This window comes from Kineosporia mesophila, from assembly GCF_021129235.1.
Taxonomy (GTDB): Bacteria; Actinomycetota; Actinomycetes; order Actinomycetales; family Kineosporiaceae; genus Kineosporia; species Kineosporia mesophila.
Map to the genome: position 1 here is coordinate 37,426 of NZ_JAJOMA010000004.1, position 25,167 is coordinate 62,592.

Consider the following 25,167-nt stretch of genomic DNA (forward strand, 5'->3'; position numbering starts at 1 on the left):
CGGTTTTCTTCAGCCAAGATCTGCTGAGCGTGCTGGATCTCTGGGTCGGTGGACTTTCGGTGGACTGAGGCAGACCCGCTCCGATCTCGGTAAGCCGTTTGGTCACGCGGACTGATTGCCTGATGGCGATGTCGGGTTCCCTGGCCACGATGGTTCGTCCGGCGGCTTCGGGAGCGACGGACGCACCCTGCTCGGAGGCGAGATGCGCAGGGATCGGGATGCTGGAACCGGATCCCGATCAGGTTCCGGTGGGGGTGAGGAAGGCGTGGTCACGGTAGCCCGGGCCAAGTGCCATCGTGTTGCTTGTGTTGCGCTCATACGACCGATCTGAGCTCGGCGTCGGCCGACGAGGGCGGCGACGCCCGAAATCAGATTCGTCCGGGTGCTCCAGCCGAGTGTCTGGGCGGCTCTCGTGGGGTCGAGCTGCATGCGCGGAATGTCGCCGGCCCGGACCTGGCTCGGACGGGTTTGGGTACGTGGGACAAGGTTGACGACGAGCTGCTGCAGGGTCTGGATGCTGGTTTCGATGCCGCTACCGATATTGACCCGGCCGGCCGGAGTAGTGCTGGCTGCCGCGACAAATGCTGCGGTGACGTCGTCGATGTGGACGAAGTCGCGGGTCGCGGTGCCTGCACCGTTGATCCGGATCGCGTTCCCGGAGAGCGCTTCGGCGACGAACCGGTCGATGACGGCGTGCTGGTTCCCGGCTCCGTAGACGTTCCCGAGGATCAAGGTGGTCACTTTGAGGCCACGCTCGACCGCGAACCAGTCGAGATACTCCACAGCCGCGGCCTTGCTGAGGCCGTAGGGGCTCATGGGCGCCAGACGGGCTGTCTCCGGTACAGGAAGCCGTTCCGGGCGTCCATAAATGGCACAGGTAGCCGCGAAGATCAGGTGCGCCCCAACCTCAGCGGTGGCTTCGGCCACGAGGAGGCTGCCGCGAAGGTTCACGTCGGCGTCGTGGACGGGATAGGCCACGGAAACCGGGACTGAGGCCTGGGCGGCCAGGTGCATGACCACCTCGGGCTGGTACTGCATCATCGTGGCTCGGACGCCGCTGGAGCGGATGTCCTGCCGAACGGTCTGGCGATGGTTGCGCCAAAGCCTGGGTTGGGGTCCTGAGTCGGCGATGTCGAGTCCGACGACCTCGGCTCCCGCGTCGTTGAGTCGCTGGACGAGGTGGCGGCCGATGCCTCCGGAGGATCCGGTGACCAAGATGCGGCGGCCTTGCAGACTGCTCGCAGAGGGCAGCACCCAGGGTGCGTCCAACGGGCGGTCGTTCATCGGATACCTGCCAGGTGCGCGGTGTCGTTGTGGCAGATCAGAGCCCAGCGCTGTCCAGCGCCGGGGCGCAGCCAGGACACCGGCTGCTGGCTCCAGGTGGTGAGGGCGGACTGGTGAGCGGCGAAACCGATGGGCAGGGTGGCGGTGCTGTCCAGGCCGCAGAACAGATGGTGGGCTGCGGTAACGGTCTCGCCGTGCCCGACCAGCAGCACCCGCTGACCGCGGTGACGTCCCAGCACGTCGCGAAGAATCTGGTGGACGCGTTTCTGGTGGTGATACCAGGACTCAGCGCCGGCGGCCACGGGCCGGTCCGGGTGCAGGCTCGGAGCGGCACCGAACAGGGCGACGACCTCGTCCCACGGGGAGCCGTCGGCTGAGCCGTAGTCGGGTTCGCGTAGGTCGTCCATCACGGTGGGCGCCAGGCCGGTGGTGATGGCGATCGCGTCGGCTGTCTGCCGGGCTCGCAAGATCGGGCTGGTGTACAGGGCGGTGTAGGGCGCGTGGGCGTGTTCGATGCCCAGGCGCTGGGCGAGACGTTCGGCCTGCTGGTGGCCGGTGGGCGTCAGGCCCCGGCAGCGGTTCGGTCCTTCGATGGTCTGGTCGATGTTGCACCAGGCCTGCCCGTGGCGGGCGATGGTCAGTTCCCCGTTCTGCATGACGTTCTCCTGACGATCTCTCGGTAGAAGGACAAGCACGAAGCTGCGTGGGCAGCAGCCGTGAACTGCGGCGACCGCGCCTCGGCGGCCTCACATAGACGGCTGCGGTGCTTGCTGTCGAGGGCCAGACGGTCGAGCGTTGCGGCCAAGGCCGTGGGGTTGCCGGGTGGCACGGCGGTACCGGCGTCCTGTATTAGCTCGCGCATGTTGGCCACATCGGTCGCGATGATGGGGCGCCCGGCGACAAGGTAGTCAGCGATGGCGCCGGAGCCCTGGAACGTTGCGTGGGGCTGGTACGGGAAGAGCCCTGCGTGGCTATCGGCCACAAGGGCGGCCCGGGACGGGCCGTCCAGATAGTGCGGCAGGACGACGAATTCGGCAGCGCGCCCCAGGTGAACGGCCGTCCCGACGGCTGCCCGCAGGTCGGCCCCAGCTTGAGCTGGGTCGTCCCAGAACGGGCCGGCCAGTACGACCCGCAGCTGGGATCGGGTGAGGTTCAGAGCTTTGATCAGACCGGAAATGTCTTTCCAAGGCGCGGCATATCCGCTCAGGGTCAGCTTTGTAACGCCGGGGCGAGAATCGTGCAGCGCGGCGTCCAGGTGCGGGTTGCTTGAGGGGTTGACGTCGTCGGGAATGGTGGTGGGCAGCGGGATCGTGCGCGAGGGCACGTCGGTGGTGTCGGGCAGGTGCGTGCTGAGGATGCGACGTCCGTAGTCTCCGAAGTACACCAACGCGTCGGCCGTGGCGAACGTCTGGTCCACGGACGCCCTGAGTTGGGTATTCGGGCGATGCGTCGTGAACAAGGTGGGGTCGAGGGCGTGCACGTGGATCACCACGGGTACGTCACCGGTCCGGTGCTGGTGGTGCCAGATCATCGGCAGGAGCTGCTCGATCTCGAGGTTGCCGAAGTGCAGGCTGACCACGTCGTACGCGCTGGGCTCGGCCTGGATGGCGAGGTGGCTAGCGTCGGCCAGCATGCGCTCAACCGTGAGGAACTGCCCTTCCTTCTCGTCGTAGGGCACCCCGGCTGATCCGAGCCGATCGACGTGAACTCCCAGGCGGCGCAGGTGGATGGCCAGGACGTCCAGGTAGGGCGGGAGACTTCCTTCAGCGTGCTCGGGGCCGACCAGCAACACCTTCACCCGCTCACCGCCGGGCTGAGCAAGTCCTGGTAGGCCCGGATCGTGGCGGCGGCGTTGTGCTCCCACCGGAAGGTGGAGGGCAGGGCGCCCTGCAGAGTCGGGCGCCGTCCGAGCAACTCCAGCAGGTCGCCTTCGTCCCGCCACCGGTAACCGGTGCTGGCGTGGGTCACGAGCTCGGAGCCCGCGGCCAGGTCCGCCGGGATCAGGGCCGGGGTGCCGCAGGCCAGGGCCTCGGCGATAGCCAGGCCGTAGCCCTCCCAGCGGGAGGTGCTCAGCAGATAATCAGCGCGTCGGTACACCGCGGGCAGGTCGTCGGTGCCGAAGTCCTGGCACACCAGCACGTTTCTCGGGAGATCGACCGGGTACTGCACGATCCCGTGCCCCAGAACGATCAGCAGTCGCACCGACTCCCCGAACCCCGTGGCCAGGCGCTGCAGACGGTCGAATCCCTTCATCTGCGTGAGCTTTCCGACCCACACCAGACGTAGCAGACCGTCGTCAGCGCTGTTGTTGAAGTACTCGCTCCAGGCCGGGGCCGAGGTAATGAGCTCGGGCAGGGACTGGCGTGCGATGACCGCTCCGCTCCGGTCGAGCTCGACGGCCCAGCCGGACTCCGGGCGTGTGAGCCCGCTAGCAGTGAAACGGTCCCTATCGACGCCGTTTGCAATGACAGCCGGCCGGTCGATGCCGTAGGCAGCGGCCAGGTCATCGGCCGCGAACCGGCTGACAGCCACTACCTGATCGGCCCGATGGCACAGCTGCTGCTCCTCGGCCGCCAGCTCGACGGCGTTCATCGTCGCCGCAGACAGGTCCCCGCGCACCAGCACCGGGGCCCGGGTGCTGCGCGGGCGTTCCAGATAGGTGAGCAGTTCGGCTTCCCAGGTCGAGCACTCCACGACGTCCGCGGCGACCTGATCGAGAGCCCTAGCGGCGGCTACCCGGTGCGCTGCCAGGTTGTTGGTGCGCGGCAGCGTCACCACCCTCACGCCCTCACGCTGCACCGGGTACGGGGTCTCCTGGGTGATCAGGATGACATCGAGCCCAGCCTTCACGAGCTCCTCGGCCAGGGCCAGGTAGAGCGTGCAGATCCCGCCGCGCACGACCTGGTGAAGATCCCGGTGGACCAGTGCAACCCTCACGACAGCTCCCCGGCCAGATCATCGGCCAGGGCACCAACGCGGCCCCGCACATCCGCCCAGGTCCGCGTCAAGTACGCCAGCCGCTCGGCACGCACCGGCCCGGCGGGAATCTCTCGGTGGGTACGCAGCTCTCGGGTGCATATCGTCGACACGTTGCACCAGAACCCTGCCTGCGCGATCGGCTCGTCTCCCACCAGCTGCTCGATGCGCTGACGCACAGTCGGGATGCGGCCGAGCAGGAGCCACAGCACGGCGGCATCCAGGCCCGGCAGGAAGAGCCCGGCGAACTCCCAGTCCAGGACCCCACTGAGCCCCGCGCCCGGCGCGCTGAGCACGTTGCCGGGCAGCAGATCGCCGTGGGCCAGACGCATGGGACCGGCGGCCTTGGCCAGGACGTTCAGCGCCGCCTGGTCGCGTTCGTTCAGGATCTGATAAGCCCGGTAGCGGGTGAACCGGTCCGGGTAGTTCCACACGACAGGAAAGGCACCGGCAGGCGCTGACCACGTTCGCAGGTCGTCGGCAGCCTCTAGCAGTGCTCCGACCTGTTCGACGCTGAGGTCGTCCGGGTAGCGATCGTGAGAGATCGGTGTGCCGAGCAGCCGGGTCATCACCAGGACCGCGGCATCGGGGTCTGCGGTCACCAGGCGGGGTGCGGGCACCGGCGGGGGGTGCTCCTCGAAGACTCGGTAAGCGGTGATCTCCTGCGCGAACTTGGCCTGCCAGAAAGGACTATCGTCCAGGAGCACCTTGACCACGACAGGCTGGTCCCCGGTTTCCGCAGCCAAAAGCGCGGCCTTGCCATTGCGGTGGATGAGCAGGTCCGGCCCGTCAGCCAAGACCAGGTCACATTCGAGGTCGGTGGTAGCGGAGCGGACTCGCTCGAGCCAGGTGCCGGGCACGTTCACCAGATGACCTCCTCATGGTGGAGGGCGGGGCTGGTGGCCGGGTCGGCTACCAGGGCCAGCTGCTTTTTGGTCTCCTCACGAGGCAGGTCCCCGTTGATGGAGGCGGCGATCAGCCGCAGCGTCCGCTCGTAGTAGTACATGTCCGTCGGCAGGCCGGCACTCAAGCGGGCCTCCAGGACCTCGTACATCCGAAAGAACATCTCCCGGTGCACGCCAGCCACACTCGTGGGGTCCACGGGCCAGCGCTGGTGCAGGAGACGCTGTCCGTGTTCGAACTTTCGTGACCCGGCGATCGTCCTGGCGGCGTCGCCGGTCATCGACGTCGCCGCGGCGATGCGGTGATAGACGGTGGTCGGCGTGTTGAGGTGTTTCATGTGCCAGCCGTGCCCGTTGACCAGGCCGAGCCACAGCGCGTAGTCCTCCTGCAGGACGTTGCCCGGGTTGAGGGCCGCGTCGTGCGGGTCGAACCGGCGGGTGACGACGGAGATCACCGGTGTCAGGTTGGTGACGGCCAGAAGATCCGGGTTGAACGCGTGATCGAAGCGGTGCCGGGACGGCACTACCTGCCCAGGTTCGGCCGGGGCGTGCGCCACCAGGCATGTTGTGTAGACCGCGTCGACGCCCTCCTCACCAAGCCCTCTCAGAGCAGTGCGCAGGTGATGAGGCAACCAGACGTCATCATCATCCAGGAACGCCACGTACTCACCCTCGGTCGCGGCGATGCCGACCTTCCGGGCCGCAGATAGACCCAGATTCACGCTCAGGTTGATCAGGCGGATCGTCGCCGACGTTCGCTGCCTGGCCTCCTGCACGACAGCGCTCACGTCGCTGCCGCCGTCGTTGATCAGGACGATCTCGTGACCGTCCACGTCCTGGGCGCCGGCGCTGTCCAACGCGCGGCGTAGGCCTTCCGGCCGGTTGTACGTCGTGATAACCGTACTCACCGTTGCCTGCGCACTCATGAAGCCTTCTCCCTCAGGAAGTGGAGCAGCGGTGCGGGGTCGCCCGCGTGCTGATACCGCATGCTGGAGGCCGTGGCGGCCAGCTGGCCGGTCAGCCTGACGCCGTCTCTGGCGAAAGTCATTGCGTCACGGTGACTGCTGGCAATGAATCGCTCGCTGAGCCGACCCTCCGTCAGCCAGTCCAGCCGCAGATGATCCGCCAGTGCCCCGGCCGAGCTGACGGCACCAACTTCGCTGACCACAGGTGCTTCACCATCAGCGGCCGACAGGTAGGACGGAAAGACCAGAGCAATTCGCAAGTTCTTCAGTGGCAGCAGGACGGGGTTCGCTTGCTGAAATCTGGAAAAGGTGAAGTAGACAGCGTCATCCGCCCGATAACGCTCTGAGGGCGGAATCCGCCGCCAATGATCGACATCGAAGTCGTTGAAGTCCCAAGGTTCTGGAAGTCGGTCCCACAGATCCACCACTGTCCCGGCCTTGACCGGGATTGGGGTCGGCAAAGACGTTGCTAAAAGACCTCGCTCACGATCGCGCAGCAGAATAAGGTGGTCGTTCGACAACCATCGCCATCCGTGATCGAGGACGCACCGCAGGGCCAAGGTCGTCTTCCCACCGCGCTTATCCGCGGCGAACACGATCACCTGCTCATCGTTGTAGACCGCCGAGGCATGAACCATTGTGTACCCGGCCGTCTCGCACGACTCCAGGAACACCTCACGCACCAGCTTCCGGGTTGTTACGGCCAGGCTGAAGGCAGACTCCGACCGTAGTCTCACTGACCGATGACGACGGTCCAGATCAACCCCGACACCGAATCCAGTGTGAATCGTAGCCCCGTCCGCAGGCGCCGCCTCGGCGGTGAACGTCCACGACGGGGCCTGGTCAACGGTGGCGAGCGGATAGAACTCAGCCACCGTCTCCAGCACCAGCTTCACCCGAGAACGAACGGCGACGACGGCATCGCCCAAGCGCACCCGCACCGTGACCTCATCCGCGAACCTCATGCCACCGCCACCTTGCGCATCAAGCATCGAACGTGCTCCTCCCCGTGTGTCCAACCCTCGTGTCAGGACTCGCGTCAAGCCGTTCACGACTTCGCTTACGGACCTCGCCACAACCAAATAACCGATCAGGCCCCCCGTGCGCAGCAGATCTCTGCCGTGAGACGCGAAAGCTTCAACTGTGCAGGCATTGACGCGGTACCGATCGAGCTGAACTGCCCAGTTCGCCGGTAGAGACAAGTCAATGCCAAGAGCTGCCCGGGGAGCTAGAGTTGAAAGCGCGGTAGGGCGTTTATCCGGTTTAAACCGATGGAGTTCTTCGTGGGCACCACGCCAGCTCAGCGTTCCCAGAACCAGCTCCTGCGCCAGTACCTGCGCGAGCTGGATATGACCTACGATTCCCTCGCCCGCGCCGTCTCCAATGTCGCGGCCGAGAATGGTGAAGTGTTGCGCACCAACAAGTCCGCTGTGGCTCACTGGATCGCAGGTACCGAACCCGAGGACCGGACCATCCTTTACATCGTTGAGGCCCTCTCACGCCGCGCCGGGCGAACGATTTCGCCGCGACGGCTTGGCTTTCGAGACGTTGCACAACTTCTCCTACCGGTTCAGCATCCTGGGCAGAGCGCGGCAGTGCTGTCCCGTATGGATCTGGAACGTCCGGGTGTCCTGGCCGCAGCCGTCTACACGGTCACCGCAGCACAGGTACCGCTGACCTACGATCCAGAGCCCGTCTCACGCCTCCTGCGGGCAAGTTCCGGATGCGCACGCATTGGCAGCCAGGACGTGAGCGTCGTGCGAACCGTCACCCAGGCCTTCGCATCCGCAGACGAGATTCTCGGCGGAGGGCATGGATTGTCCACCGTCGCGACCTATCTCGCCGATACTGCGGCCCCGATGCTGAGCGGTCGCTTCGCCACCGAGAAGGTCCGCTGCGAGGCATTCGCCGCAGCCTCCGAGCTGGCCTGGCTGCTGGGCTGGAAACACCATGACCTTGGGCACGAAGGCGCGGCCCAGCAGTACTACCTCCTTGGCTACCAGCTCGCCATGGAAGCTGATCCACAAGCACACGCTGCCTGGATGATGCGCGCCATCGCCCACCAGGCCCTGAGCCTGAACCATCCCCAGCACGGACTTGTCATTCTCCAGAAGGCTCTCCAGCAGGCCCGAGGCAGCCTTGACGGCTCCACCGAGGCTCTCCTGCACATCACGCAGGCCAGAGCCCACGCCGCACTACAAGAACGCACCTTGGCAGCCCGCGCCCTCCTGGCTGCCGAGGACGCCCTCCGTCGTCCTGCCGAGCCCCAGCCAAGCTACTCGCGGCTGATGGGGCCGCCCCAGGCCGCTGTGGACTCGCACACCGCCAGGACTCTCACCGAGATCGGAGATCACGCCGGTGCGGCGCATCGTCACCGAGCAGCCTTCGCCTCCTGGGACCTGCGAATGTACCCGCGTGTGCACCTTCTGACGCACATGGATCTCGGCGACAGCCTCGCCGCCCAGGCCCACGCCGACGAAGCCATCAACGCCTGGAATCAGGCAGTTGACCTGGCCGAAGGCCTGGACTCCGGGCGCAGCCGATCGGCCTTCGAGTCAATCCGCAGCACGCTCAGCATCTACCGCCGCAGGCGGGTTCCGGGCGCAGCTGGGCTCGCTCAGCGGGTCCACGACCTCGCATCTTGATTAGGATCATCCCCATGACGGACACCGCACTGCCGGCGGCCATCGACTCACACACGCTCCTGGTCGCCGCGGTCATCGTCCACGACCAGGACAAAGAACAGGTACTACTGCTGCAACGAGCCGCTGGGGCCAAGTTCGCCCCCCTGCACTGGGATCTGCCGGTCGGCAAGGCCGAAAAGGGCGAGGCCATTACGACAACGGCAGCCCGTGAACTGCATGAAGAAACCGGCTTGATGGTCAAAGCGGAAGACTTGCAGGTTGCTGGCATCATCCATGGAGCCTGGGGCGTCGAGGCACCCAATGGATTCTTGACCGTCGTCTTCGTGACCACGTGCTGGACCGGTGAGCCCATCAATGCGGAGCCGCATAAGCACAAGCAGGTCAGCTGGCATCCAACAACCAACATCCCCACCGACTTCGTCTCCACCACCCGGGCGGCCCTCGGCAACTATGTAGACAGGAACGTCTCCGTATTCACCGAGGGCTTCTGACTGACAACTGATTCAGCTACGCGGGCGCCGGGCTGTGCTGAATGGCGGTCTTGGCGGCGGCCTGAAGCGCCGGCCGCGGCCGCTTCTTGAAGGACCTGCGCAAAGCGCTGGCTGTGTTCATCGTGTTTGGGGTGCTGGAAGCGCTCCAGCGCCTGCTGGCAGTAATCCTGGCCAGCCTCCGTCGCGAACAGGCGCGTGAGGTTGTCCTCCAGCCGCGACCATGACTCCACGCCCGTGCGGACCATCATGTCGTGGTACATCACCCAGCCGTTCAGATACAGGTGCGCGCCGCTGTGGCCCGGGAAAACCGTCTCGCGCAGGTCAGGGTCATCGATCCCCTTCTCGACCAGGCGCAGGTGGATGTCCCGGGCCGCATGCTGGAGGTCGGTCGTGATCTTGAGCGCGGCGGAGTTGGCTACCGATGCTGCCGAGACAGCCGCCCACACCGCCGAGGCTGCCGCCACAGCGGCACTACCAGCGACAACTGCGGAACAGTACTTCATGCGAAACTCACTTTCGTAGAAAATCTTTGAGGTTTTTGGCCTCCTGCCTGCCGTCTGATGGCTCGTACCAGAGAGGCGGAGGTGAGGCGCCGGGACGGGTGGAGGGTGTCGGCGGGTGACTGTCACCCGTCCCGGCGCTGTTTCCCGGGGTGCGCCCGGGTCTAGAGGGCCGACGTCCAGGCGGAGACGGCATCGATCACGTCGTCCGCGGGCTCGACCGGCGGACCGGCGGGTCGGTTGAACTCGCCCAGGGCCGCGCCGTGCAGGAATTCTTCCCACTCTTTCGGGGTGAACATCAGCTCTTCCCCATCGATGTTGCGCGCACTGCGCACGAACACGTATTTGCTCGCGTGCCTGACCTCGACACCCGAGGGGACCTCAGGGTCGGCGACCGAGGATCGCAACCATGTTCGGAATCCCTTCACGTTCTGCTCCTTTCGGCCCGCCAGCGCCCCCGTGGCGCTTGGCGGGAGACTGTGAGTGTTCTCGGCGGGGCCGGTGCTCGCCCTGACCTGAGGAACGGGCACCGGCTCCTCACTGCCCGCGAAGCCGGTGCTGGATCCGGCGAGACGGGCCTTCGGGCCGACGCGGCGCAACGGAGGGAAGACGCGTCGCGGCAGCAACTCGCGACGTGGATTCGCAGGGCTCCTTAAAGGTGATGTAGAAGGTCACATCGGCCTGGGGCGACGATGCCCAGGCCACGTCGGTGGCCTGGGGAATGAGCCTGGCGATCCTGATCGGGTCGATGCCTTCAGACAGGCCGGCGCGGCTGATCTGCACGAGGTAACGTCCGTCTTCAACCGGCAGGACCAGCACCGCCGGACCCCGGCGCTCCACCAGGAACCGTTTCGCCTGGTCAGGGGTCGGTCGTGGTTCGGGGGTCTTCAATGGCACGTTGAGCCCCCCTCAAGGCGTCACGGTTCACGTACGGTTGGAGGGCAGCGGGATGCCCGGGGTTCACCCGGACTCCCGCCGCCGTCTAGCGCTCAGCGTCTGCGCGCAGCAGCGAGACTCCGCCGTCCCGGCGTCCTGTGACACCGAGAAGCGGAACGGCAGACCCTGAGCAGTCTGTGAGGTGCTATCTCGGACCGGCATCGCCCAGCGACGCGCTGAGCGACGAGCGCGCTTCAGCGCCCAGCAGGGAAAGGACCCGAGGTGGAGGCTGGCGGTTCGCAGATGGCGCTGAAGCTGTCAGGGCACAGGGAAAGCGTTGCAGGCGAACAGTCTTGGCACATTGCTGGTTCCTCCCCAGTAACCTCGCACCGTCGACCTACAACCACTATGACGACACTCTGCGTCGCGGCGCTACGTCGCCTTTCTGGACGCAGGAAACCCGACATGACTGGGGCGACACTGCGCACTGCTGCCTACACTGGCGACATGACGGGGGCGAAGTCACCACAAAAGAGACAGGTCGCGCGGCCAGCTACAACGAGGAAGACCGAATCCAAGGAAGCCTCTATCAGAACCGCTACGAAGGCGACGGCCACGAAGAGGGGCTCCGGGGTCAACCTGCCCGGATATCTGCTGGCTGTATCCCTCAAGCGCTACCGGCTACAGCGCGGCCAGCGCCACGAAGACCTTGCTGCCCTGGGGTATGGCTCCCGATCCAAGTGGTCGGAACTGGAGAACTTCGACCACCCCTACAAGCTCGCCGACGTCATCGCCCTGTGCGAGCTGTTTCAGGTCCCCCTCTCCCAAACTGCGCAGATGAAGAAATGGGCACGTCAGGCTCGCGCCGTAAACTGGGCCGACGGAGAAAGCCCGCTGCTCGCGGACGACTCGCAATGGTCGACCTATCTAGGCTCCGAGGGCCTGGCCGTCGGCATCCGAATCGCCTCCCACGTCATCCCCGGCCTGCTCCAGGCCCGCGGCTACGCCGAGTTGGCCGCGAGCGTGCCCGGGATGAGCCCAGAACGGCTGGATAAGGTCGTCGGCCTGCGGTTCGACCGGCAGGATCAGCACATCGGCCGGGCCGTGGTCGAGGTCGCGCTCGGAGAGGAGGCGCTGTATCGCTTCGGCGGCATCCCCGCCATTATGGACGAGCAGATCCGGCATCTGCTGTACCTGGTCGAGCGGGGAGCGGACATCCGCATCCTGCCCTACGATTCCGGCGGTCTTCTCACCCTGTGGGGAGAAGTCACAATTCTGACCTTCCCCGAAGACACCGGTCTGACACCAGTGATCTACGAGGAGGGCCACTCCGGCGGAAAATACAGTTCCACCCCGGGCGTCGTCGGGCGCACGATCACACGTACGACAGCGATGTTCGAGCAAGCAGTTCCGATCAAGGAGTTCCTGGAATGAGCGAGTCCAACACCACCGACACCACCCAGTGGCAGAAATCGTCCTTTAGCGGCGACCAGAACTGTGTGGAGGTCCGCCGCAACGGCGACCGGATCGAGGTCCGCGACACCAAGAACCGTGCCGCTGGCGTGCAGTCTTACACCTTCGCGGAGTGGGCTGCGTTCGAGGCCGGCATCGGAGCAGGCGAGTTCAGCCACCTGACCCGGTAGTTCCGGCATCGGGAGACTCCTATAACGTCCAGACGCCCCGGCCAACCGAGTGAGGTAGCCGGGGCGTCCTCTGTGCGTATGAAGCCCCGGCCATCGGGGCCAGCCTCGTCGTTCCCCTGCTGCCGCTTGCGGAGCCGCGCCCTCACCCGGCAGTAGTCCGCTCAACAGCCGCCCGGACCCGTCCTAGTTCGCAGTGACGTATTCGTCCTGCCAGCAAATTGCTAGCAAACGATCACTGGCCTGGTCCCTCTCATGAGGGACCAGGCCAGTGATCTGCACTTTCACAGTAGCGGGGACAGGATTTGAACCTGCGACCTCTGGGTTATGAGCCCAGCGAGCTACCGAGCTGCTCCACCCCGCGTCGGTAACTCAAGACTGTCACACCCGGGCCGAGAACGCGAATCGGTTGCTCCACCAGAACCGCTCCGCCAGGAACGAGTGAAGCCCGACCCTCAGGATCAAGGGCCGGGCTTCGTTCACTGCGCTTGTAGCGGGGACAGGATTTGAACCTGCGACCTCTGGGTTATGAGCCCAGCGAGCTACCGAGCTGCTCCACCCCGCGTCGGTAGTTTAAGAGTGTCACACCCCGTCCGGGAACGCGAATCCGCTGACCCGGACGGGCCCGGTCCTCGCCTGAGGACCGGGCCCGATCGCCGCTGGGGGTCAGGCGGCGCTGCAGCTCAGCTTCGGGGTGGTGGACGCACCGTCCACCTGCATCCCGAACTGGGTGGTGCCGTTGGAGGCGACCGCACCGTTGTAGTTCAGGCTGGTGGCGGTGGCCTTGGTGCCCGACTGGGCGGAGGTGGCGTTCCAGCTGGAGACGACCTTCTGGCTCGCGGGCCAGGTCCAGGAGACCTTCCAGTTCTTCGAGGTGGTGGCGCCGGTGTTCTTCACCGTGACCTCACCGATGAAGCCCGAGCCCCAGGACTGGGAGACCTTGTAGGTCGCGGTGCAGGTGGCCGAACCCGTGCCCGTACCGGTGCTGGGAGCGGTCGTGGTGGGAGGCGTCGTGGTGGTGGCCGTCGGCGTCGCCGCCGGGACGGTCGGCGCTGCGGTCGTCACGACCGGGGTCGAGCCGCTGGTGCCCTTGGTGACCGCGAAACCGGAAATCCCGAGGCCCTTTCCACCACTCCACGGCTCGAAGCCGGCCTGGATGCTGGTGAGGTACCAGGAGCTCTGCGCGTAACCCCGCTGCACGGCGTCGTTGTAGAAGTCCGTCACCTTGAAGTCGACGGACGAGGCCGCCGAGGTGCGCACGTACGAGATCACGTTCCAGCCGGTGTTGCCGTACCAGACGTCCCACGTGCCGCCGGCGGTGGTGACCGTGCCGACCTTGGAACCGACCGGCGAGGCGCCACCGGAGTGGTTGGCCCAGACCATCAGCTCGGCGCCGGTGTTCTGGCCGTCCTTGCGCGCGGTCGGGTCGAACCAGATGTCGTACGAGGCGTTCCAGACGCCGCCGGAGACGTACTTCAGCGAGGCCTTGGAGCCGAGCCCGATGAACTCGGTGGAGCTGGCCTTGATCGGCGAGAAGTTGTTGGTGCAGTTGTTGTAGTGACAGCCCCAGACCAGCGAGGGGTAAGCCGTCGGGGCCCCGCCGGAGTTCACACCGTCCTGCTGGGTGATGGTGAACCCGTCGTCGCTGACGTCGATGCACTGGGCGGCACCGGTTCCCCAGCGGTTGTTCTGGACGATGTACTCACCGCCCTGCACCTTGGTGGAGGCGTACTGGTCGCAGAGGGTTGTCTCGACGGCCGAGGCCGGGCCGGACAGCATGATGCCGCCCCCGACGACGGCGGCGGCCACAGCGGCGGCGGCCAACGCGATACGAGCCTTCATGAAGGGTGTCTTCTCTTTCCGGTGTCAGGGCACGCGGCGTCGAAAGCCACGATCGGACGGTTACGCCTGTCCAGTTGTCGGCCACCGGCCGAAAGTTGCCCAGCGACTTGGATTTAGGATCGATTTAGCGAAGGTGCCTGGCAACGGGCCCTTTTGCCGAGGCTGGAGATATCGAGGAGAGCAAGGGGACGAGCGTTCCCCCTGGGGTCCGGCTCCCTACGCACCCCACACGGGACCCGCGCGACCCACTCCGATGAGGCCTGAAACCGACTCGCACATCGGCGTCCTCAATCCCGGAGACAAACGATTGAGGCCCGGTCTTCTCAGTGAGAAGACCGGGCCTCAATATCTTTGGTAGCGGGGACAGGATTTGAACCTGCGACCTCTGGGTTATGAGCCCAGCGAGCTACCGAGCTGCTCCACCCCGCGGCGATGTCTCAACCATAGGCCGTCCTCAGGACAGACAGCAAATCGACACCGCCGCGAGGCGTTGCGTTCAGTTCGACGTCGGACTGGCGGCCGCCTTCGCGCTGGGGCTCGTACTGACGCTGGGACTCGCACTCGCACTCGCGCTGGGCGACGCGCTGGGCGCCGGCGTCGCATCGGCGGCCGTCTGCGCGGCCTTCAGCGCGGCCTCCGCCTCCGTCGCCCGTTCCAGTGCGCTCTCCAGGGTCTTCTGCGCCTCGCCGTAGGCGGCGAAGTCATTGTTCTGCAGAGCCGTGCGCCCGTCGGTGAACGCCTTCTGGGCAGCCTCCAGAGCGCTGTTCAGGCGCTGCTGGGCGTTGGCCACCGCCGTGTCACCGGTACCGCCGGAGTCGCCACCGGATCCTCCGGTGTCTCCGGTGTCGCCGGTACTGGCCTCCCCGAAGACCTGGTCGAGCGCGCCGTTCAGGTCGTCGGCGAACCCGATCTCGTCACCGAACGAGACGAGCACCTTCTGCAGCAGCGGGTACGAGGTGTTGCCGCTGCCCCGCACGTAGACCGGCTGTACATAGAGCAGACCACCGGCCAGGGGCAGCGTGAGCAGGTTGCCTCGCTGCACCGAACTGTCGTTGCCACGTTGCAGCTGGTTGAGCAGGTAGGAGACGTCCGGGTCGGAGTTGAACGAGTTCTGCACCTGGCCCGGGCCGGATATCACCGTGTCCTTGGGCAGTTGCAGCAGTCTCATCTGCCCGTAGTCGGACCGGGGTTTGCCCGGATCACTGCCCGCGTCCGCGTCCACCGCCAGGAAGCCGGTGAGCACGCTGCGGGTCCGGCCGGCCGGGATGAAGGTGGACGTCAGCGAGAAGTTCGTGGTGTCCGTGCCCGGCATCTGCAGGGTCAGGTAGTACGGCGGCTGCAGGGCGTTGGCCGTGGTCTTCGTCGGGTCGTCCGGCACCGTCCAGAAGTCCTGCTGCGAGTAGAACGCGTTCGCATCGGTCACGTGGTACTGCTGCAGCAGCTCGCGCTGGACCTTGAAGAGGTCTTCCGGGTAGCGCAGGTGCGACATCAGGTCGGCGCTGATGTCGCTCATCGGCTCGACCGTGTTGGGGAAGACCTTGGTCCAGGCCTTGAGGATCGGGTCGTCGTTGTCCCAGGTGTAGAGCTTCACCGAGCCGTCGTAGGCGTCGACCGTGGCCTTCACCGAGTTACGGATGTAGTTGACCCGGGTGTTGTCCAGGGCGCTGACTGCCGTGGTGGTCTTGGTGATCGAGTCGGACGTCGCGTCTTCCAGCGTCTGGGTGCGGGAGTACGGGTACTGCGAGGTGGTGGTGTACGCGTCGATGATCCAGGTGATCCGGCCGTTCACCACGGCCGGGTACGGGTCGCCGTCGAGGGTGAGGAACGGCGCGACCTTCTCGACCCGCTCGCGCGGCGTGCGGTCGTAGAGGATCTGCGAATCGGAGTTCACCTGCTTCGACAGCAGGATGTTCTGGTCCTGGAACTTGATCGAGTAGAGCAGCTGGCGCAGGGTCGAGCCGACCTTGACGCCACCGTCGCCCGTGTAGGTGTAGTTCTGCTGGCCGCTGGTGGCCTTGTCGTCGGGGATGTCGAGTTCCTGCGGGCTGGCCCCCTCGGGTGCGCCCACGATCGAGTAGTCCGGGGAGTTCTCGCCGAAGTAGATGCGGGGCTCGTACTCACCGAGCTCCCCGGTGCTGGGGATGCTCGACTCCATGAACACCGGGCGGCCGTCCGCGGAACGCTCGTTGCCGTAGGCCGCGACCATGCCGTAGCCGTGGGTGTAGACGATGTGGTCGTTGACCCAGTTGCGCTGCTCGCTGGGGGCCGCGTCGATGTTCAGCTCGCGGGCGGCCACCACGGCGTCGCGGGTCTCCCCGTCGATGTCGTACTTGTCCACGTCGAGGGTGTCCGCGAACGAGTAGTACTGCTTGATCTGCTGAAGCTGCGAGAACGTGGGGCTGACCAGCGAGGGGTCTTGCAGGCGGATGCCCGGGATGCTCTCCGCGCTGTCGCGCAGATCCTTCTCGTCGGCCTCGGACTGCGCGTTGTAGGTCTCGGTCTTGATGTTCTCCAGACCGTACGCGTCCCTTGTCGCCTTGATGTTCTTCTGGATGTAGGTGCGCTCCAGCTCCTGCGCGCTCGGCTGCACCTGGAACCGCTGCACGGCGGCCGGGTAGATGCCGCCGATGACGATCGCGGAGACCACGAGCAGCGCGGTGCCGTAGAGCGGGATCATCCGCCAGCGGTCGACGAAGGCCGCCACGATGAACAGGATCGCGATGATCACCGCGATCCCGGCCAGCACGCCGCGCGAGGTCAGCCCGGCGTTGGCATCGGTGTAGGTGAGACCGGTGATGAGCCGCGAGTCTTTGGTGGAGAGCGCGTACCGGGCGAGCCAGTAGTCCAGGCCGCGCAGCACCAGGAACGAGCCGGCCAGCACGAACAGGTGGATACGGGCGGCCGAGGTGAGGCGCTGCCCACCGCCCTGGACCCGCAGGCCGCCGTAGAGATAGTGCGTCACTAGTGCAGCGATCGCGGCCAGGAACACCGCGGCGGTCAGGAAGCTGACCAGGAACTGCAGCCACGGCAGCGTGAACACGAAGAACCCGATGTCCATCTTGAACTGCGGGTCTTTCTGGCCGAACGGCACCCGGTGCAGCCACAGCTGAACGGTCTGCCACTGCTGGCTGGCCGCCGATCCGGCGAACAGGCCGAGCACGATCGGCACGGCGATGCCGACCAGGCGGCGCAGCGGCTCGATGCTCTCGCGGTAGCGGTCCAGCCCCACCTGCTCGGTGGAGATCGGGGCGTAGATCGGGCGGCTGCGGTAGCCGATGATCAGCGAGGCCGCCACGGCCGCGCCCATCACGGCGGCGCCCAGCACGAACAGGACGATCTTGGTGATCAGCTCGGTCCGATACACCTTCGCGAATCCGACCGACTGGTACCAGAGCACCTCCGTCCACATCTGGGACGCGATCAGACCCAGCACGATGAGCACGCCGAGAGTGATCAGCGTAGGTGCCAGAGCTCCGCGCCTGCGTTTGTTCAGGACCGGCCGTGGGCCTCGGGGGTCGCGCTCGTAGGTCACGCATGGAGAACTTACCCACCATCCGCCCGGTTCCCTACCTGACGCAGCTGATGTGGCGCTGTGAATCCCGGGTCCGGCAGTTGGGGAAGCCCGAAGATCTTTCGGGTGGAAGGATGCGGGCCGTGACAGAAGAACTCGCCGACCCCCGCTCGCTCTCCGTCCGCCGCGTGATCGTGGAGCTGGAACGTCACGTCGCCACCGCCGGCTGGGACGCCCCGGTGCGGGTGTTCGCCCTGGTCAAGACCGCGGCCGCGCTCCAGCGAGACCCCTCCCTGGGCTCCCGGCTGCCGACCGAGGTGATCAACGCGTCGCAGGAAGACCCCGACCACCTGACCGCCGTCGAGCAGGAGGGCCTGCCGCAGGCCCAGAACCTGGAAGAACTCCTGCACCAGATCGCCTGGCCGGAGTCGGTGGACGGCTGCGCCGTGGTGGTGGAGCGCACGGTGCTGCCGCCCGAGGTGGAGGAGCAGATCCCGGACGACGAGGAGTCGGCCGCCGCCTGGATCGAGCAGCACCCCGACCGCCGTGACGTGCGGCTGGGCGCCGCGGTGCTGCGCTCGGGCGAGTACTGCTGCGCCGTGCGGGCCCGCGACCACGACGCCGACGACAACGTGGCGGTCGGCCGTGACCTCGCCCCCGGTCTGGTCGAAGGGGTGGCCGCGACCCTCGACTGACGGGACCGACACCGCCGGTGCGGTGCCTCGTCCTCAATTGATTCAGGAACCGCGATTAATTCAGGAACCGCACCCGGCCAGCCCGGACGCGTTGCCGGCGGCGATCTTCTCGACGTCGGTGCGCGCCTGGTCGAGCGTCTTGACCTTGACCACCTGCAGGCCGTCGGGCACGTGCCCGACCACCTCGTTGCAGTTGTCCGCCGGGGCCAGGAAGTACTCGGCGCCGGCCTCACGGGCTCCGACCAGCTTCTGCCGGATGCCACCGATCGGGCCGACCGTGCCGTCGGCGTCCATCGTGCCGGTGCCGGCGATGTCCTTGCCGTTGGTGAGGTCGCCCGGCGTGAGCTTGTCGATGATGCCCAGCGCGAACATCGTGCCGGCGCTCGGGCCGCCGATGTCCTCGATCTGGATCTTCACGTCGAACGGGAAGTCGAAGTCCGGCGTGATGTAGATGCCGAGCACCGTGTCACCGTCTTCGGCCTGGACGGTCTGCGTGGTGACCGTGCGGGCCCGGCCGTCGCGGCGGACCTTCACCGTCACGTCGTCGCCCGGGTTCGTGACCGCCAGCCGGGTGCGCAGCTCGGCCAGGTCACCGACGGTCTTCCCGTTCAGGCCGAGGATCACGTCGTCCTTCTTCAGCGCGTCGGCCGCCGGCGCGGACGGGTCGGTGCCCGCCACGGTCAGCGTGGTCGGCACGTCGATGCCCAGCGCCCACAGGGCCGCGGCGGTCGCGCTCTCCTGTGACGATGTCATCTCGGCCTGGTTCTCGGCGTCCGACTGCTCCTGGGTCTCCCCCGGCGTGAACACCTGCTCCTGCGGCACCACCGCGCTGCTGCGCCGCAGCCAGCCGTCGATGACCTGGATCAGGGTGACCTTCCGGTCCGGACCGCCGAGCACCGAGACCGTGGTCAGGTCGAGCGTGCCGGAGGTCTCGTAGGTCTGGTGGCCGGAGATCGAGATCAGCGGCTTGTCGTCGACCTTGCCCAGGGTGTTCAGCACCGGACCGGGCTTGAGGATCGCGTACTTCACCGGCAGCAGCACCACCACGGCGGACAGCACCACCGCGAACAGGCAGGCGATGAGCATCACCGCGGTGCGCGGGTCGATCAGGCCCGACCGGGGCGGAACCCAGTCGTCGTGGTGTTCGGGCTGGGCTCCGGGCTGGTCGGTCACGGCTCAAGGGTAGAGCGGCGGCGTTTGGACTGACGCGACCTGGCCTGCCGCACGATCGCGGCGGTTCCCAGCAACGCCACGGCCGCCCCGGCCGCACCCATCGCGGCATCGCGCCCGCCGACCCTTCGACCGCTCGGTGTGGCCCGGCGGCGACGCTGGTCGTCGAGCAGCCCCTTCAGGCAGGACTCGTTGTCCTGCTGCGCCTCCCACCCCGCGGCGAGCAGTCCGGCCGAGCCGATCACCCAGGGGTGCACGACGTAGGCCAGCTCACTGGCCGGGGTGTTCAGCACCCCGACCCGGTTCAGCCGCTCGGCGGTGCTGAAGGCCAGACCGGCGGGCACCTCCAGGCGCCGCATCCCACTGATCGTCTCGACCTGGGACTCGTCCAGCGACCCGGCCGCGCCCACGGTCAGCGAACCGTCCAGCCCTCGGGTGATCGCCGTCCAGATCGCCGCGGACAGGTCGTCGACGTGACAGAACTGCCACTGCGTACCGGTGCCGCGCAGCACCAGCAGGCGGGGCGCCTCGAAGTGCCGGGTGACGGCCGTGTCCACGCCCGGGCCGACCAGGGCCGCGGGGCGCAGCAGGGTGAAGGCCAGGCCCGGGTGCACCCGGGGGATGCGCTCGAGCACCCGCTCGACCTCCAGCAGGTCGCCCACCTGTCCCTCGTCGGGCTCGGCACGGCAGGTCGCGTCGTCGGCCAGGGGCACCGGGTTGTCGGGGCGGGCACCGAGCACCATCGCACTGGTGACCGCGACCAGTCGGCGCGCTCCGACCGCGGCCGCGGCCATGCTCACGGCCTGCGCCGCGCGGACGGCCCGCAGCCTTCGGTCCGAGGCACTGCCGGTGACCGACTCGGCCAGGTCGTCGGCGGTGGCCAGGTGGATCACGACGTCGGCGGAGTCCAGGGCGGTGACCACGTCGGGCGAGGAGATGTCGGCCGGGCGCCAGTCCACCCCGGTGTCGGTGCCGGGGACGATGCCCAGTTCCGGGACGGAAGGCTTGGGTTTCGGGTCTTTCGGCTTCGGCTCGAGGCGGGCGGAGAGCCCGGCGGGGAGGTAGGAGCGGCGGCGGGGCCGCTCTTCGGCGGTGCTGGTGGTGTCGGGAATTGAGGACGAGGTGGCACCTTCGTCGGTCGGTGCCCCGTCGCTGCCGGGGTCGGCGGTGACGGGCGGGTCCGGGTCGATCTCCTCGGCGGAGTACTCCAGGCCGGGCTCGGGAGCGAGTTCCGGGGTGGGCTCGGGGTGCTTCACCGGGGCAGGCAGGACCAGCCGCTCGATCCGCTCGGCCGAGTCGATCGCGATCACCCGCAGCGGCGCCGGCCCGGAGCCGCTGGTTTCACTCATCCGGGCCAGCAGGGCGCGCACCAGCGCCCGGCCGGCGGGACCGGCGGCGCCCGTGACGGCGATCACCCCTGGAACCGGCTGACCACCTGATCCGGGCAGGAGACGGGGGCGGCGTGTCGGGGTCACGGGGGAATCCCATCATCACCAGCCGATTCCTGGCACCCCGGGGCACCGGGGCAACAGCACGAGTACGGATGGACGACGTTGTCAGGCGCAGCACCTCGAGAACCGCCCCTTTCCTCCGTGATCATGCAAAACCTCCCCGGAGTTCTAGAACTTTGACGCTTACAGTTCTAGAACTCTGGGGAGGTTTTGCATGATCACGGAGGGTTTGGGAGGGGCTTGGCGAGGTTGGGGGCGTTCGCCGTGGGCGGATGCGGTCCGGGGCTCGATCGGGTCGGCCCGGTCGTTGGGACTGCTGACGAGGTCGTGGACGGCGGTGTCGGCGCGGTCGGCTGGGTCGGTTCGCCGGATCGGTGCGACCCTGGTGCCCAGGACCTCAACGGCCTGGAACGATCTTCGGTAGGACGGGGCCATCCGGCTCCGGGCGACGGCGGCAGCCGACAGCCAGCGAGGGAGACACAGAACATGAGCGAGGGAAACCGGGACGGCCAGGACGCTGAGTCCGACGGCCCCCGCGACGACGAGAGCGGCGAGCCGGGCTCGAACACGCCGGACGTACCCACCGGCGGTGAGCCCCGCCGGGGCACCGGCCCCCGCATCGGCTTCGGCTCCGACCTGCCCACCGGCGGCCGGGACAGCGCCCCGAAGAAAGAGCCGGAAGACCCGCTGGCCGGGCTCTTCTCCGCCTTCATGGGGGGCGGGGCCCAGCTCCCGCCGGACGTGCTCGGCAATCTCCCGCCCGGCATGATGAACCTGCCCGGTATGCCGCAGGACCCGCAGGCGCTGCAGGCCATGCTCAGCCAGGTGCAGCAGATGATGAGCACCGGCGGCGACGGCCCGGTGAACTGGGAGCTCGCCACCAGCGTGGCCCGTCAGGCCGCGGCCGAGGGCGGCGACCCGAGCGTGGGCGAGGCCCAGCAGCGCAAGGTCGCCGAGGCCCTGCGCACGGCCGACCTGTGGCTCGACCGGGTCTGCGACCTGCCCGCCGCGACTGCGCGCACCGAGGCCTGGAGCCGCGCGGAGTGGATCGAGAACACGCTCGGCGTCTGGAAGATCATCGTCGAGCCGGTGGCCGACAGCGTGGGCGAGGCAATGGCCAAGGCCCTCACCGAGCAGTCGCCGGAAGAGATGCGCGGTCTGCTCGGCAACGCCCTGCCGATGATGCGCAAGATGGGTGGCACGTTCTTCGGCGCCCAGCTCGGCCAGGCCCTGGGTGGTCTGTCGCGGGAGGTGATCGGCGGTGGTGACGTCGGCCTGCCGCTGCTGCCCGCCGGCCGGGTCGCGCTGATCCCCTCCAACCTGACCGAGTTCGGCAGCGGCCTGGGTCTGGAGGAGGACGAGGTCCGGCTGTACCTGGCCCTGCGCGAGGCCGCCCACGCCCGGCTGGTGGCGGGGGTGCCGTGGCTGCGGGCGCACCTGCTGTCGCTGGTCGAGGAGTACGCGCGCGGCATCGTCATCGACACCGACCGCATCGAGTCGGCGATCCGCGAGATCGACCCGACCGACCCGCAGGCCATGCAGGCGGCGCTGGCGTCCGACATCTTCGAGCCCGAGCGCACCCCGGCCCAGCAGGCCGCGCTCGACCGGCTGGAGATGGCGCTGGCCCTGGTCGAGGGCTGGGTGGACACCGTGGTCGACGAGGCCGCCCGCACCTCCCTGCCGCACGCGTCCGCCCTTCAGGAGACCATCCGCCGGCGCCGTGCCGCCGGTGGCCCGGCCGAGCACACGTTCGCCTCCCTGGTCGGTCTGGAGCTGCGGCCCCGCCGTCTGCGCGAGGCCGCGGCGGTGTGGTCGGCCCTGACCGCCGCCCGCGGGTCCACCGGCCGGGACGCGCTCTGGGAGCACCCCGACATCGCCCCGGGCGAGGCCGCGTTCGCCGACCCGATGGGCTTCGCCCAGGTCGACAAGGCTGACGACGACATGGACGCGGAACTGGCGAAACTGCTGGACGGCGGTCTCGGGGACGCCCCCGGCGAGGACGGCAGCGCCCCGGGCCGGTCCAAGGACGACAAGACCGAGGACGACGAGGACCAGTGACCGACACGCCCCGGGGCGGCACCGTACTTCTCGACGACGTCGGCGCCGCCCTGCGCGACGCCCGGCCGGACGGCCCGGACGAGCGCTTCGAGCAGACGGCGTGGCTGGCCCTGCTCGCGAGCACGGGCGACGGCCTGCTGCGCCGCACGCAGGCCCCGGCCCACCTGACCGCCTCGGCGGCGGTGCTGAACGAGGACGGCTCCCAGACCTGCCTGGTGTTCCACCACAAGATGCGGAAATGGGTGCAGCCCGGGGGCCATTTCGAGCCGGACGACACCAGTGGCGCCCAGGCCGCGGCCCGCGAGGTGGTCGAGGAGACCGGGCTGACGGGCCGGGTGCTCGGTGCACCGGTACTGCTGTCCCGGCACGGCGCCCCGTGCGCCCCCGGCGTGGTGGACTGGCACCTCGATCTGCAGTACCTGATGGTCACGCCGGTGGTCGAGCCGACGCCGAGCGACGAGTCACCGCAGGTGAAGTGGTGGCCGGTCGGCGAGCTGCCCGACAACCTGGCCTCCGGCGTCCCGGAGCTCGTGCACCGGGCCGGTCAGGTGCTGGCCACCACGCTCAGGACACCCGGGACGTCTCGCTGACCTCGACCTCTTCCTCGGTCTCGGTGTCACCGTGCTCGGCCCGGTCGGCCGGGGTCTCGCCGTCGGACGTGGAACCGGGCGGGTCGTCGTCCACCGGCAGGTCGCGGGCCGCGGAGAATCCCTCGAGGAAGCCGCGGGCCCGCTCGGTGCGGGGATAGGTGTCGAGCAGCGACCAGAAGTCCGGCCCGTGACCCGGCTGGATCAGATGGGCGAGCTCGTGCAGCAGCACGTAGTCGAGCACCCACGAGGGCATGCCCAGCAGCCGGGTGCTCAGCCGGATCGAGCGGTCGGCGGGGGTGCACGAACCCCATCGGGTGTTCTGGTTCTGCACCCAGGTGACGCTGGCCGGGGTGGCCAGCCCTCGTAGATGCCGCTCGTTGAGGGTGAGGGCCCGGGTCAGCAGCTCCTCGTCGCCCGGGCGCCGGCGGCGCTCCTGGGCGGAGAGCCGGTCCAGCATGCGCTGCACCCACTCCTGCTCCTGGCTCCGGGTGAAACGTGCCGGTATGAGCACCACGGTCCGGCCCCCCTCGCGGTAGGCCGTGACCGTGCTGCGGCGCCGTCCGCTCCGGCGCACCTCGACCCGCGGGTCGTCCGACGGTTCCGGCGTGCTATTGGCCACCTCCGCACCGTACCCGGCGAATGCCCTGAGAATCAGTGATCAAACGCAGTGTGATCGCAGAACCGCAACTGGAAATGTCCGGCGGTGAACGGTCCAGAAGACTTCCAAATCCCGACATAGCCGCCCTATCCACAGGTCCGGCCCCTAATCCCACAGAGTTATCCACAGGCGCGAGGGCACCGGGGCACCTTCGATGCAGTCCGGGGGTGCATGAACGATTGACTGCACGGCGAGTACCTCATAGCGTGATCCACGAGGGCTCCGGGTAACGATCTTCGCGCGCTGGGGAAGGCGCACGGTGATCGGCCCGGGGTCCCTTTTTCATGTGGCGGTTCTTACTACGAGTACCCGGACAGGGCGTTACAAAACCGACATCTTGCCTCACACGGGCAGTCTCCCGGCGCGCCGAATAGCCGTCTAAGCAGGCACGACCTGCGTGCTGGGCTAATGTGACCTTCCGACCGGGCCGGGGAGTCGCCGCGGAAGGCGTTACGCCCAGTCAGGGCATCGCCTCGTTACGAGCGGTCGATGCGTCCAGACCAATTCACAACCCGTAACAGGAGCGAACATGTCGGACACCTACAGCGGCGAGTTCTACTGCGTGAAGTGCAAGGAGAAGCGTCAGGCCGAGGGCAAGGTCGTCGAGACCAACGGCCGTCGCATGGCCAAGGGCGTGTGCCCGGTGTGCGGGACGAACCTGAACCGCATCCTCGGCAAGGCCTGACCAGCACCTTCGGGCAGTCGTGGGGTCCGGGAGGATCCCTCGGCTCCGTGGGCCGGCCCAGTGACGACAGACGTCGGCGGGCCGCAGGTGCGGCGGTGGCGCGGGCCAGGGCACGGTGACGAGCCCTGGCCGCCACCCAGGCATTTTCACCCTAGTTATCCACAACCCCGGGTCGTCCTGTGGACGGCCCCGCGCACGACGTCGTCCTTCCTGACACCCTTCACAGGT

23 protein-coding genes and 3 tRNA genes are annotated in these 25,167 nt (G+C 67.6%); 8 read left to right on the plus strand and 18 right to left on the minus strand.

Annotated features, from left to right (window positions below; all coding sequences use genetic code 11):
• Nucleotides 1-102: 102 nt before the first annotated feature.
• The 7 genes from LR393_RS06780 to LR393_RS06810 are packed head-to-tail and all read right to left on the minus strand — an operon-like array spanning nucleotide 103 to nucleotide 7,119.
• The gene (locus LR393_RS06780) at nucleotides 103-1,284 is read right to left on the minus strand and encodes an NAD-dependent epimerase/dehydratase family protein (RefSeq protein ID WP_231482354.1); all 1,182 of its coding nucleotides are present in this window, start codon (nucleotides 1,282-1,284) and stop codon (nucleotides 103-105) included.
• Entirely contained in the window at nucleotides 1,281-1,940 is a 660-nt protein-coding gene (locus tag LR393_RS06785) for a histidine phosphatase family protein (protein WP_231482358.1), read from the minus strand. Before LR393_RS06785 ends, LR393_RS06780 begins: the two co-directional genes overlap by 4 nt.
• Nucleotides 1,922-3,082 carry a glycosyltransferase family 4 protein gene (locus LR393_RS06790; protein ID WP_231482363.1) on the minus strand — a complete coding sequence of 387 codons (1,161 nt, stop codon included), beginning with the start codon at nucleotides 3,080-3,082 and terminating at the stop codon, nucleotides 1,922-1,924. The genes LR393_RS06785 and LR393_RS06790 overlap by 19 nt, the downstream gene beginning before the upstream one ends.
• Nucleotides 3,079-4,221 carry a glycosyltransferase family 4 protein gene (locus LR393_RS06795; RefSeq protein WP_231482366.1) on the minus strand — a complete coding sequence of 381 codons (1,143 nt, stop codon included), beginning with the start codon at nucleotides 4,219-4,221 and terminating at the stop codon, nucleotides 3,079-3,081. Before LR393_RS06795 ends, LR393_RS06790 begins: the two co-directional genes overlap by 4 nt.
• Nucleotides 4,218-5,126: an aminoglycoside phosphotransferase family protein gene (locus LR393_RS06800; protein ID WP_231482368.1), complete on the minus strand. Its 909-nt coding sequence runs from the start codon at nucleotides 5,124-5,126 to the stop codon at nucleotides 4,218-4,220. Before LR393_RS06800 ends, LR393_RS06795 begins: the two co-directional genes overlap by 4 nt.
• Nucleotides 5,123-6,088, minus strand: a complete 966-nt coding sequence (locus LR393_RS06805) for a glycosyltransferase family 2 protein (RefSeq protein ID WP_231482370.1) — start codon at nucleotides 6,086-6,088, stop codon at nucleotides 5,123-5,125. Before LR393_RS06805 ends, LR393_RS06800 begins: the two co-directional genes overlap by 4 nt.
• A complete protein-coding gene (locus LR393_RS06810; protein WP_231482375.1) occupies nucleotides 6,085-7,119 on the minus strand; it encodes a hypothetical protein in 1,035 nt (344 codons plus the stop codon). The genes LR393_RS06805 and LR393_RS06810 overlap by 4 nt, the downstream gene beginning before the upstream one ends.
• A 279-nt stretch (nucleotides 7,120-7,398) precedes the next feature.
• Between LR393_RS06810 and LR393_RS06815 the strand changes: the two genes are divergently transcribed.
• Both LR393_RS06815 and LR393_RS06820 read left to right on the plus strand, forming a co-directional pair.
• A complete protein-coding gene (locus LR393_RS06815) occupies nucleotides 7,399-8,772 on the plus strand; it encodes a hypothetical protein (RefSeq protein WP_231482378.1) in 1,374 nt (457 codons plus the stop codon).
• Between the two features lie 14 nt (nucleotides 8,773-8,786).
• Nucleotides 8,787-9,263, plus strand: a complete 477-nt coding sequence (locus LR393_RS06820) for an NUDIX domain-containing protein (protein WP_231482380.1) — start codon at nucleotides 8,787-8,789, stop codon at nucleotides 9,261-9,263.
• Here LR393_RS06820 and LR393_RS06825 read toward each other — a convergent pair.
• The 3 genes from LR393_RS06825 to LR393_RS06835 all read right to left on the minus strand — a co-directional run bounded on the left by LR393_RS06825 (nucleotide 9,221) and on the right by LR393_RS06835 (nucleotide 10,660).
• Complete coding sequence (locus LR393_RS06825) at nucleotides 9,221-9,766, minus strand: DUF6082 family protein (protein ID WP_231482382.1); 546 nt, start codon at nucleotides 9,764-9,766, stop codon at nucleotides 9,221-9,223. The two genes, LR393_RS06820 and LR393_RS06825, sit on opposite strands and share 43 nt — an antisense overlap.
• Before the next feature lie 161 nt (nucleotides 9,767-9,927).
• Nucleotides 9,928-10,191, minus strand: coding sequence for a DUF397 domain-containing protein (locus LR393_RS06830; protein ID WP_231482385.1), 264 nt, complete (start codon nucleotides 10,189-10,191; stop codon nucleotides 9,928-9,930).
• A 109-nt stretch (nucleotides 10,192-10,300) separates the two neighbouring features.
• Complete coding sequence (locus LR393_RS06835; RefSeq protein ID WP_231482389.1) at nucleotides 10,301-10,660, minus strand: hypothetical protein; 360 nt, start codon at nucleotides 10,658-10,660, stop codon at nucleotides 10,301-10,303.
• A gap of 486 nt (nucleotides 10,661-11,146) precedes the next feature.
• Between LR393_RS06835 and LR393_RS06840 the strand changes: the two genes are divergently transcribed.
• Together LR393_RS06840 and LR393_RS06845 are read left to right on the plus strand one after the other, a co-directional pair.
• A complete protein-coding gene (locus LR393_RS06840) occupies nucleotides 11,147-12,073 on the plus strand; it encodes a helix-turn-helix domain-containing protein (protein ID WP_231482392.1) in 927 nt (308 codons plus the stop codon).
• Nucleotides 12,070-12,282, plus strand: a complete 213-nt coding sequence (locus LR393_RS06845; RefSeq protein ID WP_231482395.1) for a DUF397 domain-containing protein — start codon at nucleotides 12,070-12,072, stop codon at nucleotides 12,280-12,282. The genes LR393_RS06840 and LR393_RS06845 overlap by 4 nt, the downstream gene beginning before the upstream one ends.
• 287 nt (nucleotides 12,283-12,569) lie before the next feature.
• On the opposite strand, the gene LR393_RS06850 is transcribed toward LR393_RS06845, so the two are convergent.
• From LR393_RS06850 to LR393_RS06870, 5 genes are all read right to left on the minus strand, one after another.
• A tRNA-Met gene (locus LR393_RS06850) sits at nucleotides 12,570-12,643 on the minus strand.
• A 127-nt stretch (nucleotides 12,644-12,770) separates the two neighbouring features.
• Nucleotides 12,771-12,844: transfer RNA gene (locus LR393_RS06855), tRNA-Met, on the minus strand.
• 101 nt (nucleotides 12,845-12,945) lie between these two features.
• Complete coding sequence (locus tag LR393_RS06860) at nucleotides 12,946-14,121, minus strand: GH12 family glycosyl hydrolase domain-containing protein (protein ID WP_231482398.1); 1,176 nt, start codon at nucleotides 14,119-14,121, stop codon at nucleotides 12,946-12,948.
• A gap of 352 nt (nucleotides 14,122-14,473) precedes the next feature.
• Nucleotides 14,474-14,550, minus strand: a tRNA-Met gene (locus LR393_RS06865).
• 67 nt (nucleotides 14,551-14,617) lie between these two features.
• Nucleotides 14,618-17,653, minus strand: a complete 3,036-nt coding sequence (locus LR393_RS06870) for a UPF0182 family membrane protein (RefSeq protein WP_331282915.1) — start codon at nucleotides 17,651-17,653, stop codon at nucleotides 14,618-14,620.
• Between the two features lie 113 nt (nucleotides 17,654-17,766).
• On the opposite strand from LR393_RS06870, the gene LR393_RS06875 reads away from it, so the two are divergent.
• Nucleotides 17,767-18,327 carry a PPA1309 family protein gene (locus LR393_RS06875; RefSeq protein WP_269326811.1) on the plus strand — a complete coding sequence of 187 codons (561 nt, stop codon included), beginning with the start codon at nucleotides 17,767-17,769 and terminating at the stop codon, nucleotides 18,325-18,327.
• A gap of 60 nt (nucleotides 18,328-18,387) precedes the next feature.
• Here the strand turns inward: LR393_RS06875 and LR393_RS36245 are convergent, their stop codons facing one another.
• A complete protein-coding gene (locus LR393_RS36245; protein WP_231482404.1) occupies nucleotides 18,388-19,500 on the minus strand; it encodes a YlbL family protein in 1,113 nt (370 codons plus the stop codon).
• Complete coding sequence (locus tag LR393_RS06885; RefSeq protein ID WP_231482411.1) at nucleotides 19,497-20,972, minus strand: NAD-dependent epimerase/dehydratase family protein; 1,476 nt, start codon at nucleotides 20,970-20,972, stop codon at nucleotides 19,497-19,499. The genes LR393_RS36245 and LR393_RS06885 overlap by 4 nt, the downstream gene beginning before the upstream one ends.
• 462 nt (nucleotides 20,973-21,434) lie before the next feature.
• Here LR393_RS06885 and LR393_RS06890 point away from each other — a divergent pair, with 462 nt between their 5' ends.
• A complete protein-coding gene (locus tag LR393_RS06890) occupies nucleotides 21,435-23,006 on the plus strand; it encodes a zinc-dependent metalloprotease (protein ID WP_231482414.1) in 1,572 nt (523 codons plus the stop codon).
• Nucleotides 23,003-23,596: an NUDIX hydrolase gene (locus LR393_RS06895; protein WP_231482417.1), complete on the plus strand. Its 594-nt coding sequence runs from the start codon at nucleotides 23,003-23,005 to the stop codon at nucleotides 23,594-23,596. The genes LR393_RS06890 and LR393_RS06895 overlap by 4 nt, the downstream gene beginning before the upstream one ends.
• Here the strand turns inward: LR393_RS06895 and LR393_RS06900 are convergent.
• Complete coding sequence (locus LR393_RS06900; protein ID WP_231482419.1) at nucleotides 23,571-24,215, minus strand: M48 family metallopeptidase; 645 nt, start codon at nucleotides 24,213-24,215, stop codon at nucleotides 23,571-23,573. The two genes, LR393_RS06895 and LR393_RS06900, sit on opposite strands and share 26 nt — an antisense overlap.
• Nucleotides 24,216-24,783: 568 nt before the next feature.
• Here LR393_RS06900 and LR393_RS06905 point away from each other — a divergent pair.
• The gene (locus LR393_RS06905) at nucleotides 24,784-24,939 is read left to right on the plus strand and encodes a DUF5679 domain-containing protein (RefSeq protein WP_231482420.1); all 156 of its coding nucleotides are present in this window, start codon (nucleotides 24,784-24,786) and stop codon (nucleotides 24,937-24,939) included.
• Nucleotides 24,940-25,167 lie beyond the last annotated feature (228 nt).

Excerpts from the sequence above, each read along its gene's own strand:
- LR393_RS06780 (WP_231482354.1), bottom strand. The coding sequence starts at position 1,284 with ATGAACGACCGCCCGTTGGACGCACCCTGGGTGCTGCCCTCTGCGAGC.
- LR393_RS06785 (WP_231482358.1), bottom strand. The coding sequence starts at position 1,940 with ATGCAGAACGGGGAACTGACCATCGCCCGCCACGGGCAGGCCTGGTGC.
- LR393_RS06805 (WP_231482370.1), bottom strand. The coding sequence starts at position 6,088 with ATGAGTGCGCAGGCAACGGTGAGTACGGTTATCACGACGTACAACCGG.
- LR393_RS06810 (WP_231482375.1), bottom strand. The coding sequence starts at position 7,119 with ATGCTTGATGCGCAAGGTGGCGGTGGCATGAGGTTCGCGGATGAGGTC.
- LR393_RS06815 (WP_231482378.1), top strand. The coding sequence starts at position 7,399 with ATGGAGTTCTTCGTGGGCACCACGCCAGCTCAGCGTTCCCAGAACCAG.
- LR393_RS06820 (WP_231482380.1), top strand. The coding sequence starts at position 8,787 with ATGACGGACACCGCACTGCCGGCGGCCATCGACTCACACACGCTCCTG.
- LR393_RS06825 (WP_231482382.1), bottom strand. The coding sequence starts at position 9,766 with ATGAAGTACTGTTCCGCAGTTGTCGCTGGTAGTGCCGCTGTGGCGGCA.
- LR393_RS06840 (WP_231482392.1), top strand. The coding sequence starts at position 11,147 with ATGACGGGGGCGAAGTCACCACAAAAGAGACAGGTCGCGCGGCCAGCT.
- LR393_RS06845 (WP_231482395.1), top strand. The coding sequence starts at position 12,070 with ATGAGCGAGTCCAACACCACCGACACCACCCAGTGGCAGAAATCGTCC.
- LR393_RS06860 (WP_231482398.1), bottom strand. The coding sequence starts at position 14,121 with ATGAAGGCTCGTATCGCGTTGGCCGCCGCCGCTGTGGCCGCCGCCGTC.
- LR393_RS06875 (WP_269326811.1), top strand. The coding sequence starts at position 17,767 with ATGCGGGCCGTGACAGAAGAACTCGCCGACCCCCGCTCGCTCTCCGTC.
- LR393_RS06890 (WP_231482414.1), top strand. The coding sequence starts at position 21,435 with ATGAGCGAGGGAAACCGGGACGGCCAGGACGCTGAGTCCGACGGCCCC.
- LR393_RS06905 (WP_231482420.1), top strand. The coding sequence starts at position 24,784 with ATGTCGGACACCTACAGCGGCGAGTTCTACTGCGTGAAGTGCAAGGAG.